At 39.4% G+C, this 15,685-nt stretch carries 17 protein-coding genes; 1 reads left to right on the top strand and 16 read right to left on the bottom strand.

Annotation, left to right across the window (positions count from 1 at the left end; genetic code table 11):
• Window positions 1–8: 8 nt before the first annotated feature.
• Both DWX96_RS10680 and DWX96_RS10685 read right to left on the bottom strand, forming a co-directional pair.
• Complete coding sequence (locus DWX96_RS10680) at window positions 9–701, bottom strand: YggS family pyridoxal phosphate-dependent enzyme (protein ID WP_117841055.1); 693 nt, start codon at window positions 699–701, stop codon at window positions 9–11.
• A gap of 59 nt (window positions 702–760) precedes the next feature.
• Window positions 761–2,137, bottom strand: a complete 1,377-nt coding sequence (locus DWX96_RS10685; protein WP_118057456.1) for an HlyD family efflux transporter periplasmic adaptor subunit — start codon at window positions 2,135–2,137, stop codon at window positions 761–763.
• A 91-nt stretch (window positions 2,138–2,228) separates the two neighbouring features.
• On the opposite strand from DWX96_RS10685, the gene DWX96_RS10690 reads away from it, so the two are divergent.
• On the top strand, window positions 2,229–2,441 hold the full coding sequence (locus DWX96_RS10690) for a DUF378 domain-containing protein (protein ID WP_022243817.1): 213 nt from the start codon (window positions 2,229–2,231) through the stop codon (window positions 2,439–2,441).
• Between the two features lie 65 nt (window positions 2,442–2,506).
• Here the strand turns inward: DWX96_RS10690 and DWX96_RS10695 are convergent, their stop codons facing one another.
• From DWX96_RS10695 to miaA, 14 genes are all read right to left on the bottom strand, one after another.
• Window positions 2,507–2,926, bottom strand: a complete 420-nt coding sequence (locus DWX96_RS10695) for a twitching motility protein PilT (protein ID WP_117698372.1) — start codon at window positions 2,924–2,926, stop codon at window positions 2,507–2,509.
• 82 nt (window positions 2,927–3,008) lie between these two features.
• Entirely contained in the window at window positions 3,009–4,001 is a 993-nt protein-coding gene (locus DWX96_RS10700; RefSeq protein ID WP_118057455.1) for a D-alanyl-D-alanine carboxypeptidase family protein, read from the bottom strand.
• Entirely contained in the window at window positions 3,985–4,380 is a 396-nt protein-coding gene (locus DWX96_RS10705) for a methylglyoxal synthase (protein ID WP_022243814.1), read from the bottom strand. The genes DWX96_RS10700 and DWX96_RS10705 overlap by 17 nt, the downstream gene beginning before the upstream one ends.
• Window positions 4,381–4,384: 4 nt before the next feature.
• A complete protein-coding gene (locus tag DWX96_RS10710) occupies window positions 4,385–5,497 on the bottom strand; it encodes an FtsW/RodA/SpoVE family cell cycle protein (protein WP_118057454.1) in 1,113 nt (370 codons plus the stop codon).
• Between the two features lie 27 nt (window positions 5,498–5,524).
• Window positions 5,525–5,800 (bottom strand): cell division topological specificity factor MinE, encoded by a 276-nt coding sequence (gene minE, locus DWX96_RS10715; RefSeq protein WP_117698374.1) that lies wholly within the window; start codon window positions 5,798–5,800, stop codon window positions 5,525–5,527.
• Between the two features lie 13 nt (window positions 5,801–5,813).
• Window positions 5,814–6,605 (bottom strand): septum site-determining protein MinD, encoded by a 792-nt coding sequence (gene minD, locus DWX96_RS10720; RefSeq protein ID WP_022243811.1) that lies wholly within the window; start codon window positions 6,603–6,605, stop codon window positions 5,814–5,816.
• Between the two features lie 22 nt (window positions 6,606–6,627).
• Window positions 6,628–7,305 carry a septum site-determining protein MinC gene (minC, locus tag DWX96_RS10725; RefSeq protein ID WP_022243810.1) on the bottom strand — a complete coding sequence of 226 codons (678 nt, stop codon included), beginning with the start codon at window positions 7,303–7,305 and terminating at the stop codon, window positions 6,628–6,630.
• A 21-nt stretch (window positions 7,306–7,326) separates the two neighbouring features.
• The gene (locus DWX96_RS10730) at window positions 7,327–10,188 is read right to left on the bottom strand and encodes a penicillin-binding transpeptidase domain-containing protein (protein WP_118057453.1); all 2,862 of its coding nucleotides are present in this window, start codon (window positions 10,186–10,188) and stop codon (window positions 7,327–7,329) included.
• The gene (gene mreD / locus DWX96_RS10735; protein WP_022243808.1) at window positions 10,181–10,699 is read right to left on the bottom strand and encodes a rod shape-determining protein MreD; all 519 of its coding nucleotides are present in this window, start codon (window positions 10,697–10,699) and stop codon (window positions 10,181–10,183) included. Before mreD ends, DWX96_RS10730 begins: the two co-directional genes overlap by 8 nt.
• The gene (gene mreC / locus DWX96_RS10740) at window positions 10,699–11,556 is read right to left on the bottom strand and encodes a rod shape-determining protein MreC (protein ID WP_118057452.1); all 858 of its coding nucleotides are present in this window, start codon (window positions 11,554–11,556) and stop codon (window positions 10,699–10,701) included. The genes mreD and mreC overlap by 1 nt, the downstream gene beginning before the upstream one ends.
• Window positions 11,557–11,565: 9 nt before the next feature.
• On the bottom strand, window positions 11,566–12,582 hold the full coding sequence (locus tag DWX96_RS10745; RefSeq protein WP_022243806.1) for a rod shape-determining protein: 1,017 nt from the start codon (window positions 12,580–12,582) through the stop codon (window positions 11,566–11,568).
• A 19-nt stretch (window positions 12,583–12,601) separates the two neighbouring features.
• On the bottom strand, window positions 12,602–13,279 hold the full coding sequence (gene radC / locus DWX96_RS10750) for a RadC family protein (protein WP_118057451.1): 678 nt from the start codon (window positions 13,277–13,279) through the stop codon (window positions 12,602–12,604).
• Window positions 13,280–13,341: 62 nt separating this feature from the next.
• Window positions 13,342–14,643 carry a methionine gamma-lyase family protein gene (locus DWX96_RS10755; RefSeq protein WP_117841050.1) on the bottom strand — a complete coding sequence of 434 codons (1,302 nt, stop codon included), beginning with the start codon at window positions 14,641–14,643 and terminating at the stop codon, window positions 13,342–13,344.
• A 90-nt stretch (window positions 14,644–14,733) separates the two neighbouring features.
• Window positions 14,734–15,684: a tRNA (adenosine(37)-N6)-dimethylallyltransferase MiaA gene (miaA, locus tag DWX96_RS10760; protein WP_117698379.1), complete on the bottom strand. Its 951-nt coding sequence runs from the start codon at window positions 15,682–15,684 to the stop codon at window positions 14,734–14,736.
• Window position 15,685: the final 1 nt, after the last annotated feature.

Raw genomic sequence — 15,685 nt, forward strand, 5'->3', positions numbered from 1 at the left:
CTAACTACTTATTTATTATAATTTCTTTCGCCAAAAATTCCGGTACCGACACGAACCATTGTAGCACCTTCCTCAATGGCAACCATATAATCTCCTGTCATACCCATGGACAGGACATTCATAGATACATTATCAATGTTTTTTGCGGCTATGTCAACAGATAATTGGCGGATATTCCGAAAATATTGACGGTTATCTTCTGGATTTTCTACAAACGGAGCAATAGTCATAAGTCCTTTTATCCGTACATTTTCAAGCTGTGCAATCTGTTCTACCAGTGCAATGGCATCCTCTGCATGAATACCAAATTTGCTACTTTCTTCAGCAATATTGACTTCCACGAGAATTGGAACTGTGATATTTTTCTTCTTTGCCTGAATATTAATTTCTTCAGCGAGACGATAAGAATCTACAGAATGAATCAGGCAGACCTTATCAACGATATATTTCACTTTATTTCTCTGTAAATGACCAATCATATGCCATTTGATATCCTGTGGAAGCTCATCATATTTTTCTACCAGCTCCTGCACTTTATTTTCCCCAAAGTCACGGATGTTTTCATCGTAAATTTCCTGCAGCATTGGTACCGGCTTGGTCTTGCTGACAGCAATCAATGTTACATCTTCCGGATTCCTTCCGGACTTTTCACATGCCTTTAAAATATTTTCCTGCACTTCTTTTAAGTTTTCTTTCAGCATTTTATACACCTCTTAATCTCATGATATCATTTTATGATAATGTTACTTTTTTAACAATATTAATTAATCAGATCATCCTCGGAAACAGCATCGCCCTCTAATGCAATGTGATCATAAATGGAGATTCCAAAATCTGTTCCAGCCTTTACAATGGTATATTCTTCATTCTGATACAAAATATCAATCTGCTTGAATACCGCATATCCCTTGTTGACATTGTATACACCCTGAAGTGTGGACTGCGCCTGCACCTCAAAAGTATCGTTGGAATCCGGCTTTTGAATGATACTGCCGGCAGTAATTTCTTCTTCGTCAATATAATAATCCGTTTCGGATTCCTGGAAAATAGCTGTTGCAACGAAATTAACAGCATTGGTCTTATTGTCCCTTACATATAAGCCTAAGGAGTTAGAATCGCCTCCACGGGTAAAATATTCCTTCGGAACAGTATAGAACGCCTTTTCCGTGATAGAAGAATTTGGGATCTTAAGTCCACTCCGCTCTGTCAGCAGTAATTCCACATCGGTAAAACGGTCTCCTGCAAAGCGAACCATGTTATTGTGCAGAGATAATATCACATAATAATCATTCCCCTGGGCTTTTAATTCATAATTCACCCAGCAGCTCGTATTGTCTTTTTTAAATTTGATTTCAATAACATTGCTGTCTGTTAACCGGTCATAGGTTGCTTTCTTGACCGGAAGAATGATATTCCAGTTTTCACTGGTAATCTGCTTATAAATCGGGTCACCTGCAGCAATCGTACTGTTATTTTTAATGGTTGTCTTCTTATAATCCAGCGGCTGAATATCATCTGCCGTAAAATTATCTGTCGTGATATTTTCATAGCCATCGGTATAATAAGCAATCAGCCCCGGAGTCTGGGCATAACTGATATGGAAAGTATCACTTGCCGTTGCCCCGGATGCTGTCAAATCGGATAATGCGCTCATATTTACCGATTCCATGACCTGGGAGCTTACATTTTCTTTAAAATCATATACATGATAAAAAGACAATGAATCATAGGACTGGGTAAACTGTGATACATTGGACTTCAGATTTTTAAAATAATCACTGTCAAGCCCCGTGGTATCTGAAGCAGCTGCAGCAGCCAACTGATTACTGACAGAGCCTGTCTCATCCACAGAACAGATAATATTGTTCCAGCCAGCCTGGGCATTGTCTGCAATGTAATAATTAAAGGTACCACTATAGTCGGAAGTATAAACACTTTCTGACCTTACAATCAATCCGGTATAAGTATTATTCTCGGCAATTGTACCCTGGGTCACTTCATATATTCCAATGTGTTTTTCAGTGAAATAAGAAAATACATAAAAAAGAATATATACAAGAATAATAACAAAAATGACAATCTCTATATTTAAATGAAATGGTTTTCGATACTTTACAATCTTTTTTGTTTCAGCCACAATCGTTCCGCCTTTATAAAGAATAAATAGAAATTGATGTATAATGTCATCCACTTTGCACCATACTACATAGTAAAGGAGGACTTTGGATATGAGTTCAAAAGGATTAGATTATACATTACTAACACTTGTAATCATTGGAGCCATCAACTGGGGACTCATCGGATTCTTCCGATTTGACCTGGTGGCATTTCTGTTTGGTAATATGAGCTGGCTTTCCCGCATTATCTATGCACTTGTCGGAATCAGCGGTCTTTATCTACTTTCTGCCTACGGACGAATCCGCTCTATCGAACAGGCTTAGTAAAAAAGGTGTCTTAAGCATTTTAAGGACTTAAGACACCGCTTTTACTGCCAATTCAGGCATTTTTAAAGTGCTACAACTACTTTTGCTTTTGCACATTCTGGAAGTTTTGAAGCATCCATAGAAATACTTAAAATAAATTTAACTTTATACTTCTCACTGATGACATCAAGTTTTTCAATAGCATGGGTAAATTCTTCGTCCTTCATACCGGAAATCGTAAGAAAACTATCCAGATACATCTCATGTAAATCATGATCAGATGAAACGATACCACATATAAAACCTAAAAACTCATCACAATTGGATATTGGAAAATCTGCAACATTGACAAGTCTGACTTTATTGTCCAGCTCATACATATGTTTCTGGCTCTTATCCAGATATACAATGCTGCCACCGACTGTTTTTACAGCTTCGTTTACCTTATCCAGTAATACTTTTGTCTTTCCTTTACCCTTTTCTCCTGCAATTATTTCAATCATCGCATTTCCTCCCAGACATTATTTTCTTCAATGAAGAACTATATAAGTTCATTATATAATATGTTGCTGCTTTATACAATGCCTAGTTACCACATCCGGCAAGTATTTCATTCATCATAAGATACAGATTGGATTTACAGTCTGCCTTTAATACAATGGATATCACCGGTTGTCCACCGGCATTATCCGTAAGTAACACAAGACAGAATCCTGCGTCCCCGGTGGTTCCTGTCTTACCGCCCACCAGTGTAAATCCATCCGGTAATTTGGATTCACCGGTTTTATACTGATTGGTACTGCTCCAGTCCTGGGTCTTAGCACTGCCATCTGCCGCTGTATAATTGGTGGTATAGGAACTGGTAGAAATCAGCTGGTAAAAGGTCTCGTCCTGTAATGCCTTTTGGAAAATCAGATACAAATCATAAACGGTTGTATAATGATTCTCATCCGGCAGTCCATTTGGATTCATAAAATGAGAACCGGTTGCACCAAGTTGCTGTGCTTCCTGATTCATCAAATCCACAAAAGCTTCTACGGAACCGGAAATATGTTCTGCAATTGCAATGGCTGCATCATTTCCGCTTCGCAGCATCAGACCATAAAGTAAATCCTGTAAAGTCATCTGGTCTCCCGCCTGCAATCCACATTTAGAAGAATCAGATGCCAGATTTACGGCATTGTCACTGATTGTTACCACATCACTGAGATTTCCATATTTGATAGCAAGATAAGCGGTCAGTATCTTTGTTGTACTAGCCGGATACATCCGCTCATATATATTCTGGGCATATGTAATTGTATTAGTTGCCGTGTTAAATACTCCGGCGGCCTCTGCCACACTGTTATGTTCTACGGATTCCTGCCCGATATTTTCAGTTCCGCCAACACATAAATTGGCACCAAAATAAGAGCTGACCGTATCCTCTGCACAGGATAGCACATTTACGCTGCTGCTTTCTCCATATACCGGATAGCCATTCTCTACAACGCTTTTGGCTTTCCCACAACCCGTTACAGATACGAACACACATACAACAAGCAGACCTGCCAGTACACGTTTATTTATACATTTCACGCCACTCAAGGTCTCCTCTGTCTAATGATTTAATCAAAAGCTCTGCAGTAGCAAGATTTGTTGCCAGCGGAATATTGTGTATATCGCATAAACGAACAACACTGTTTACATCCGGCTCATGTGACTTCTGTGATAATGGATCACGCAGGAAAATCACAAGGTCAATCTCGTTATGCTCAATCTGTGCACCAAGCTGCTGTGCACCGCCTAAATGACCTGCGAGATATTTGTGGACATTCAGATTTGCTACTTCCTCAATTAGTCTTCCGGTAGTTCCCGTTGCAAAAAGTTCATTTTTACAAAGAATTCCCCGGTATGCAATACAAAAATTCTGCATAAGCTTTTTCTTCGCGTCGTGTGCAATCAAACCGATATTCATTCGTTTAGTCCCCCTGTCCATATTTTCTAGGCTGAAGCCCTACATTCATTACCAGTCCAATTCCCGCAAACAACGTGACTAACGACGTTAATCCGTAGCTTACAAAAGGAAGTGGAAGTCCGGTATTTGGCATCAAGCCTGTGACAACGCATATATTTACAAAACTCTGGAAACCAATCAATGCAGCAATTCCGCTGGCAATTAACCGGCCTGCCATGTCTTTTGCACGTCTTGCAACCAACAGACATTCTATGGTAATCAGAAACAGTAATACGATAATAATAACACTGCCGATAAAGCCCATCTCTTCACCTACTATAGAAAAAATAAAGTCTGTCTGCGGTTCGGATATAAAATTACCGTTTTTAACGGAAACAATATTCGTATTATTCAGTCCCTTGCCCCAAAGCTGTCCGGAGCCCACTGCCATAATCGAGTTCTGCTGCTGATATGCAATGTTAGGATATTTATCGGGTTCCAGCCAGCCTAAAATACGAAGTGCCTGATTTCCTGTCAAAAGTTTCTGCCCCGGCTGTAATACCAGCGTTAAGACCACAACCAGTGACGGAACTGCCACTGCCAGCACACCCATTACTATTTTATAACTTAATCCGGCAATAAACAAGAGGGATGCAAAAATTAATGCTGTAACAATTGTGGTAGAAAGATCCGGCTCCTTAAAAATCAGAAGAAGCGGTACGGCTGCCAATACCAGCGAGCAAAACAGCGTCCGGATATTATTCAGTTTATCTTTATTTTTGCTTAGATAATAGGCAAAAAACAAAACTAACAGGATTTTGCCTAATTCGGAAGGCTGAAAGCGGATTCCAAGCTTCAGCCAGCGGCGCGCGCCTTTTGTCTCTTCTCCAATGACAAAGATAGCTGCCAATAAAGCCACATTAACAAAATAGAATATCCAACTGAATTTCAATATAAAATTGTAATCAATCAGCGATATACCAACCATTACAATCAGACCTAAGATTAATCCTGCAATCTGCTTATTCTGTACGGAAGGCTTTGCACTGCCAACTACCATAATTCCAATGATGGTCAGTGCCACCACATAAAATATCAGTCGGAAACGGTAGTCTCTTAAGCGGTATTGTTTTAACATAAATCACTACTTCCAATCTGAAGTCTGTTATTTTCCGGAATGCTTCAAATCCTTAATCGGAATATTTGCAAACAATGCCGGAACAGCTCCGTTGTTACCATCTGATTCGGTCTGGGTAATCTGAATATCAAGCCCTTCCGCATCAATTTCCATATACTTTGATATTACCTGGATAATATCGTTTTTGATATTTTCCATTACATCCGGTGAGCAGTCAGCACGGTCTGAAATCAACAATAATTTCAGACGGTCTTTCGCTACATTACCGGAATTCTTTTTCTTGAAAAAATCCATGAATCCCATAATTATTATCCCCCTAGTTTTTCTTAAATAAACTTACGAATTTAGACCATACGCCATTTTTAGACTCTAAGTCAAGAAGCGGTACTTCTTCTCCCATGATACGTTTACAGATATTTAAATATGCCTGTCCTGCAAGGCTGTCAGAGCCTACTAACGGCTCACCCTGGTTGGTTGAGATTACAATCTGTTCGTCATCCGGAACTGCACCGATTAAATCGATAGCAAGAATCTCATGAACATCTTCAATGGACATCATATCGCCACGTTTTACCATATCCATACGCAGTCGATTTACGATTAACTCGATTTTCTTAATCTCATTTGCCTCTAAAAGACCAATGATACGGTCTGCATCACGGATTGCAGATACCTCCGGTGTGGTAACAACCAGTGCACGGTCTGCTCCTGCAATTGCATTTTTAAATCCCTGCTCGATTCCAGCCGGGCAGTCTAATAATATGTAATCAAATTCTTCTCTTAATTCTTCTACTAATTTCTGCATCTGCTCCGGTGTAACAGAGGTTTTATCTCTGGTCTGGGCAGACGGTAATAAGAAAAGGTTCGGATATTTCTTATCTTTGATTAATGCCTGTTTGATTCTGCAGTTGCCTTCTACAACATCTACCAGATTGTATACAATACGGTTCTCAAGACCCATAACTACATCAAGGTTACGTAATCCGATATCGGTATCAATCAATACTACTTTTTTATTTAACTGTGCAAGACCGGTTCCTACATTTGCAGTAGTTGTTGTCTTACCAACACCGCCTTTTCCTGATGTAATAACAATTACTTCGCTCATGATTTATTCTTCCTCCTAAATCTTATATATTCATTAATAATCCACTTGTAATCGGTTCGATTAGTATGGAATCATCCATAACAACAGCTACCTGCGGTTCTAAAGTCTTCCGCCGGTTCTTAATGGCACTCAGTGGTCCGCGGTCAGAGCTTCTTCCAATTACATTACCTATTTTAATCTGTACCGGGTCCATATCAAGGGCAGCTACAAAGGTATGCTCATCTCCTGCCGCTCCAGCATAGGCATTGCCACGAAGCGAGCCTAATACTACAATATTTCCTTTTGCAATAATTTTTGCACCTGGGTTCACATCGCCAAGTACAACAATGCTTGTCTTGCATTCGATGACCTGTCCACTTCGCAGTGTTCCCTTATAGAATTCACCGGTTCTTCCAGACTGGCTTTCATCAAATTCCTGAATCTTTCGGGCACAGATTTCATCCCGCAGGGAATTATTATCTAAAATACATACCACATCAATGCTGGTATTTCGACTGATCAAATCAACGATTGCAAGTTCTTCTTCCTGACTTAATTCCCTGCCCTCAAAAGACAAGGCAATTCTGGCATTTTTAAAGAATTTGTCGGATTCTTTAAATTTATGAAGTATCTCGTCTAATAGCTCCTGAAATGGAATTCTATCATCTAAAATCAGATTGATTCCATGGGGATTACTCTTTAAAACAACTGGTTGCGACATATACTTCTTCCCTCCTGACATTTAATCATTAAAGGCATTGGCAGCAGCTCCAACATCTTCTGCCTGACCATCTAACAAGGTAGATGTATCCTCCAAATGGAAATAATATTTATATACTGATGCAGCAAGTTCTGCAGTATTGGCTGATGTATATCCGTATGCAATACGGGTTGCAATGGAAATCTCAGGATCATTATATGGTGCATATCCTACATATAACGCATGGTTTGGTCTGGTTGGTACCTGCTGTGCGGTACCCGTTTTACCGGCAGAATCCACAGTAAGTCCATCAAACTGCTCATGGGTTTCTACCACCATCTTCATACCGGAATGAATGGCATCCCAGGTACTCTCTGAAATGTTGTCTATTGTGTTTTTAACGGTCGGTTCATAGGTTTCTAATACGTTACCATCGGAATCTGTAACCTGTTTTAACAGGGTATAATTATATACGGTTCCACTGTTTGCAACTGCGGTTACATAACGGGATAACTGTACCGTAGTAAAACTGTTGTTACTCTGTCCGATTGCAGAAGTAATCGGGAACTCTGTGGTCTGCTTCGGTTTACTTTCTGCAATTTCAATTCCGGTTTTAGAATCAAGACCATACATGGATGAGTATTTATTAATCATTTCCACACCATGGTCTTCATTATAAGTTCCATTTACCATACTTAAATCGTAACCAACTTTATAAAAGAAATAGTTACAGGAATCTCTTAATGCCTCTGAAACATTGATGGAACCGTGACTGCTTGGATAAATCCAACATTTTGGTCCATTTGCCACTTCTTCAAACTGTCCTTTATCCAAAATAGTTGTACCAGGTGAAATAATACCCTCAGTAAGTCCTGCTGTTGCAGTAACCATCTTAAAGGTAGAACCAGGTGCCGTCGTCTGCTGTGTTGCATTATTATAGAACGGATTTGATAAATCCTGATACAGCAAATTATAATAATTACTGTCTACTGTATTTGCCAGACGGTTGGTATCATAGCCCGGATAAGTAACACAGGCTAACAGTTCGCCGGTCTTTACATCTGTAATGACACAGGAGCCGGAACAAGGATCCAGTGCAAGCTGTGCCGGTGTGATTTCAAGATTCTTCACCTTTTCTTTTATAAAATTAAAGGCACTGATGCTGCCGGACTGTAACCCACTTACTGCCGTGTCATCATAGTTTAACACTTTTTGGTCAAAAAGTGCAAGACAAAGCTGCGTTCCATTAATCAGGTCATTGTGAATCATGTACTTATACATAATCTTTGAAAATCCCTTATCTGATGCCAGTTCTTCTACAATATAGCTGACCAGTGCATCATAGATTTCGGAAGAATCAGAATACTTCTCGTCTACGGAAAACTTCGTGATATCAATCCATTTCTGGCTGATAGCATAATTTAAATATTCATTTACACTGATTTTATTACCTGCATAATTTTTATAAGTTTCATCCGATTTGTCAATGGAATCTGTAAGCAAAATTTTATTATTGACCAGCATTTTCGGAATATAGGTCATATAATCCTGCATTTCCTCCGGCAACTCATCCACTGGAGTTGCTGCTGAACTGCTAAGGCTGCTTTCCACCTGGGATAATACCGTTTGCTGTTTACTTCCAAAGGCACTGAAAATCTGTTTTTCCACATCGGAAGCATCTTCAGCACTAAAGTGGTTTAAATCCAATACATTATTATTAATCAATGCAAAATACACATCATCAATTGGAATCAGAATATCGGACGCTGTTCCGGCTGCGGTATTATATTCTTTGATATTCACAATTTTAGAATATAAAATTCCGGCAATTTCCTGTTCCAAAAGATTATAAACCGCTTCCTGCAAATCTTTATCAATAGAAAGGTAAACATCATTTCCAGCCTGTGGCTCAATCCGCTCGGTTGTCTCCATTACTTTTCCAAGGCTGTCTACATAAACGGTTTCACTGCCCTTTTTACCCTGCAGTGTTTCGTCCATAACCTGCTCAATTCCGGATTTTCCAATGACATCATTTAAAGAATACTCATCATTATCAGCAGATAATTCATCATATTCTTCCTGGGAAATCTTTCCGGTATATCCGATAATATGGGAAAAATACTCGCTGTCTACATATTTTCGGATGGTATCTTCCGAGATATCCACACCCTGCAATGCATTCATATTTTCTGTAATATATGCTACGGTTTCATCACTAACATTTTGGGCAATGGTTGTGGAAATATATTTCTGATAGCTGTTTTCTGCAATGGCACAACGCAATACCACAATCCGGTATAAGTCTTCTCTGGCATAATCATCTTCCGATAAATCATAGCCATTTTTGTCACTGGATCTGCAAAGATAATCCATTACCTGCTTTGGGGTTGCTTCTGCTTCGTTATATTTCAGCTTCTTATTATAGACTAAATCATCTGCAGAAGAATGTCCATAAGTGTCAGCAAGGAAACGCTTTAATGTGGTTCCCTCTACCGTATAATAATAGTTCCCGTCATCATCCAGTCCGATTTCAAAATCATTTTCAATGACATCGCCGTTTTTATCCAGCTCTTTGATAATATTGTAAAGTTCTGTATTAAGAGCCTCATTCTTTTCTGAAGTCTTGTCATAAGAACCGTTATCCTCAATGGTTACGCTGTTTGCCAGTTCGTTGTAGGCTAAAAGATTACCATTACGGTCATAAATATTGCCACGGGAACCATTTAAGATACGTGGTTTCTGGATTTTTAAACTGTAATTATCCTGATACTCTTCACCTTTGATAATCTGAAGGTAAAATAGTCTGCCTATCAGAGTCGATGACAAAAGAATCATGACAACGCAGAGTACAAATATTCTTGATTTTGCAACTTTATGAAGTATTTCTTTCAGTGTATCAAACAAATTTCGCTGCACTCCTTTTTTCAATACGCTCTAACCGCTGGTTAATTTTCAAAATAATGAAATATAAAACTACAGAAATCAAAAGCGTGTATACAAGTTCCGGTATGATAATGTGTAACATATAATATCCAATTGCAAACTGCTTGCGGAATAAAAACCGGAAAAAGTAGATAAACAGATTATAAGATAAATCACTTCCGGCAATCAAAAGCATTGGAAGCTTAATATCGTCCGGGTAAAACATCTTCTTAAAGCATCCGTTTAAGAAGCCTGCATACATATATAAAAGGGCATAAAATCCAATCATCTCCCCAAAAAAGATATCTATCAGCAGTCCACTGAAGAAACCGATAAATATCCCTTCTTTTCTTCCGCGCATAAATCCAAAAGATGCACAGACCACAATCAAAAGATTCGGGGAAATAGACGCAAAGGATAACGCCTTAAATAATGTGCTTTGCAATAAAAAGCATACAATAATAATTAATGTAACGGTGATTTTTCTTCTCATCAATCAGACCCCGTTTCCTTTTTGTCAAGTATAACCAAAACCTGCTGAAGATGTTCAAAGTCAACTGCCGGAGTAATGGTTCCTGATTTGGTCAGGTGGTTGGAATCTTCCGAAATACTGCTGACATATCCAACCAGAATGCCCTGCAGATATTTGTCACTGACATTGGAGGTTACAATCTGATCTCCTATCTGAACCTTGTTCTCACTGTCGTTTAATCCGGAGAACTCGATTACCTGGTCTTCATTCATACTCTGAAGATTACCATTTATGATACAGTTATCTGACGTATTTAATATCATGCCGTATACCTTGGCAGAATCATCAATCACAGAACGCACCTTTGCATAATGTGGTCCCACATCAATAACAATTCCTACCAGTCCGTTTCCGGCAATGACATTCATATCTACTTCAATTCCATCTTTGGAGCCTTTGTCAATGGTGAAGATGGAAAACCAGTTGCCCGGATCCTTTCCGATAACATTTGCTCCGGTTTTCTTGTAATCCGAATACTGCTGGTCTAAAGCTAACAGTTCCCTTAAATTATCCAGTTCATACTGTTCTAATTTAAGGGTGTTTAATTCGTTGGTCAGTTCTTCTACCTGTCCCTTCAACTGTTCGTTTTCTTCCATGACGTCATTCAGATTTTTTAAATTATCTGCCTTGTCAGAAAGCCATGTACCAGCATAATTGATTCCCTTCTGCATTGGTTCAAAAATTGCACCGGCAATCGAATTCAACGGTCCGCCACCAAGATTCAATGAAAAACTGACATACATTGCCAGAATACATAATGCGGTCATGGACAATAATATATACTTTGTTGGAATTTGATGTTTTGGTCTACGTCTCATTTTATGCCTCTATTTATATATTTTGGACTTCATACTGAATCCTAAATGTTTATATTTTTCATCTGAAACAATCTTATTCAATCCGCGAACTGCACATTCTTCCGGATTCTCGCAGGAATTTACCTTTATATTGGTAATCTCAGTAAATAATTTATCCAGATTATGTATTTTAGAACCGCCACCGGTAATATAAATACCGGAATGAATAATATCTTTTGCAAGTTCAGGCGGAGTCTTCTCCAAAATCATTTTAATAGAGTTACAGATAGAATTAAGATTATCCTTAATTGCAGCATAAATGACTTCTGCAGTAATCTCCATCTCAATCGGCAGACCACTGACTACGTCACGGCCAACTATAACCATACTCTTTTCCATGCCAGGTGTACCGGAACCAAGTTCTTCTTTTAAAGTCTTAGCAGTTTTGCGCCCGATCACAAGATTAAAGTTCTTTTTGATATAACTGCTGATGGAGTCATCAATGCGGTTCCCACCAAAATGCAGTAAGTCACTTAATACAAGTCCACCCAGGGAAATTACTGAAATTTCTGTGGTATCTGCTCCGATATCTACAATCATGGCTCCGGTCGGCTCATTGACATCAAGTCCCAAACCAACAGCATCAGCCAATGGCTTCTCACATAAAAGGACAGACTTCGGTTTCATTTTGCTCTTATAAAAGATATCAAAGAAAGCTTTTTTCTCAACTTCCGTAATATCTGTTGGTACCGCAACGATAAATTCTGCACCACGGGTCTTGCCCTTTGCGTGTTTTTCTAAAAATTCCTGTATCATGGTCTGCATATTATTAAAATCTGCAATAACACCACAGATAATCGGAAAAGAAACCTGAATCTGCTCCGGTGCCTTCTCATACATTGCATACGCTGCATCGCCATAAGCATACATCTGATTCTTATTTATGATGGCAATCGTATTTTTTTCATTTAGTATTTTCCCAGTTGCCTTGCAATATACCTTCATATTAGAGGTTCCAAGATCAATTCCATAAATGTTATTCGACATTTCTTTCTCCCTCCGGAAATCATAGCATTTCCTGTTCTTTAAAACTAAAATATTTTTTATCACCAATAATAATATGATCAGCAAGCTCAATTCCAAGAAGCCTGCCGCCTTCTACTATCTTTCTGGTAACTTCAATGTCCTGCCTGCTTGGTAGCGGATTTCCGCTGGGATGATTATGCACTAAAATCACATGTACTGCATGATATTCAAATGCTTTCAAGAAAATCTCCCTCGGGGAAATCAGTGAGGCATTTACTGTGCCAATTGAAAGAATGGAATCTGCAATCAGATGACACTTCGTATCAAACATGCAAAGCATCAGATGTTCTTTTTCTTCATGCCGAAGCTGCTCCATATAATAGTCTGCTACGGAAAAAGCATTCTGCATTACAACTGCCTGCTGGCGTCCGGTCTGTGCAATCCGTTTTGAAAGCTCTGCAATACACTTTAACTGGATTGCTTTTACTTTCCCGATACCCGGAACCTCCTGTAATTCCTTAAGACTCATCTGATAAAGCCCTAAAAGATTTCCGGTGCGTTTGCTCAATACTTGCTTTGCTACTTCTGTTGAAGAACTTCCATTTGTGCCACAGCGGATAATTACCGCTAAAAGCTCTGCATCCGATAGGGATGCCGCTCCGGATTTCAAGCACTTTTCATAGGGCTGTTCGGAGACTGGCAGATTTTTTGCCGTCATATTATAACCTCTTTCTACTCTCACCGGTAACCCATTTCTTCCAAAAAGGCATATACTTTATATTAACACATCATATCTTCATTAACAAGTTTCTGTTCATAAAGTTTTTGTAAAGACATCAGGATTCCAAGTTTTGCATGATACCAGGTCAGTCCACCCTGAAAATATACGGCATACGGCTCTCTTAACGGACCATCGGCACTTAATTCAATGGAGGAACCCTGTACAAATGCCCCGGCAGCCATAATGACATCACTGTCATAGCCCGGCATTGCCCATGGCTCCGGTGTTACATAGCTGTCCACCGGCGCTGCAGCCTGAATTCCTTTGCAGAATGCAATCAGACCTTCCGGGCTGTTTAAGGTAACTGCCTGAATAATATCGTGACGGCTCTCTGTACCATTCGGTACAACGGCAAAGCCCAGTCTTTCGTAGATATTTGCAGCAAAAATTGCACCCTTTAATGCACCTGCTGTAACTACCGGTGCCTGAAACAGTCCCTGATAAAAAGAAGAAATTACATTTAAGGAAGCACCCACTTCTTTGCCGAGTCCCGGAGAAGTCAGGCGGTATGCTGCATTTTCCACACATTCTTTTTTGCCGACAATATAGCCGCCGATTGGTGCCAGTCCGCCCCCCGGATTCTTAATCAAGGAACCTACAATCATGTCTGCTCCTACATCCAGCGGCTCTCTTTCTTCTACAAATTCACCATAGCAGTTATCTACCATACAGATAACGTCCGGTTTTATGGATTTGATAAAGGAAATCAGTTCTCCAATCCGCTCTACAGATAAGGTAGGTCTTGTCTGGTATCCCTTGGAACGCTGAATGGTCACAAGATGTGTTTTTTCATTGATTGCTTTTTTGATATTCTCATAATCAAAGCTGCCATCGGAAAGTAAATCTACCTGGCGGTAAGTAATGCCATATTCTGCCAGTGAGCCTTTGGATGGTCGGATACCGATAACTTCCTCTAAGGTATCGTACGGTTTTCCTACCGGTGATAATAATTCGTCCCCCGGTCTTAAATTTGACATCAATGCCAGTGCCAGTGCATGGGTTCCACAGGTAATCTGCGGACGAACCAGAGCATCTTCTCCATGGAAACAGCTTGCGTATACTTTTTCCAGTGTATCTCTTCCCAGATCGTTATATCCATATCCATTGGACATGGCAAAGCATTCTGCGGAAACTCTGTTTTTCTGCATGGCATCAATTACTTTCATCTGATTATATTCTGCTGTTGCATCAATTGCTGCAAAACGTTCTTTTAATTCATCCTCTATCTTTTTTCCAAAACGATATACTTCTTTGCTGATACCCATTTCTTCATATTTCTTTTCAATCATTTCTTCTCTCATCATTTTCCTCGTCTTTCCGGCTGCAATTTCTTTCTAAATTACAGCAAGTCTATCATATAATGTTCTCTTTCTTTTTGTATGAATAAAAACTTAAGAAATAATAGCTTTTTCCTTAAGTATCTTTATCATGTATGCAAGAATTGCCTCATTTTTATAATCGAACTCATTTTTGTTAAGCCAGATGACATCCCGTTCCCGTTTAAACCATGTAATCTGCCGTTTGGCGAAATGTCTTGTTTCCCGCTTGATAATATAAACTGCTTCTTCCAAAGAATAACCGCCATCAAGATAGGATAACATTTCTTTATAGCCAATTCCCTGCATTGCCACCATATCTTTGGTGCAGCCCATTTCCTTTAAGCGGCGGACTTCTGCTTCCAGTCCATCTTCTATCATTTTATCTACTCTGGCATCGATTCTTTTGTATAAGTGGCTGCGCTCATCATTTAATACAAAATAGGCAAAATTATAAGGTGAAGTCCGCATCTGCTCTTTTGCATTATGCTCAGAAATCTTTCTACCGGTCTCCTGATAGAATTCCAACGCACGGATGACGCGTTTTCTGTTATTCGGATGGATGGCTTCGGCAGATTCCGGGTCCACTTCCCTTAACCGGTCATGAAGATACTGGTTGCCATGTTCTTCTGCCAGCGCTTCCAACTCTTTCCGGTATGCACTGTCACTTTCCTGTTCCGTAAAATCAATATCATTTAACAGAGCCTGAATATAAAATCCGGTGCCGCCGGCAATAATCGGAATCTTTCCGTGGGCATAAATTTCGTTTAAATATTTTTTCGCATATTCCTGAAATTTTACCACATGGAATTCCTCGAAAGGCTCCAATTCATCCACCAGATAATGACGTACACCATCCATTTCTTCCGGTGTGATTTTTGCAGAGCCCACATCCATATATTTATACACCTGCATGGAATCGGCGGAGATAATCTCTCCGCCAATGGCCTTTGCAAGCTGAATGGATAATTCTGTTTTTCCTACTGCAGTAGGACCTGTCAATACTACAATTGGTTTTTTCATCATA

The sequence above is a fragment of the Roseburia sp. AF22-2LB genome (assembly GCF_003461125.1).
Taxonomy (GTDB): domain Bacteria; phylum Bacillota; class Clostridia; order Lachnospirales; family Lachnospiraceae; genus Roseburia_C; species Roseburia_C amylophila.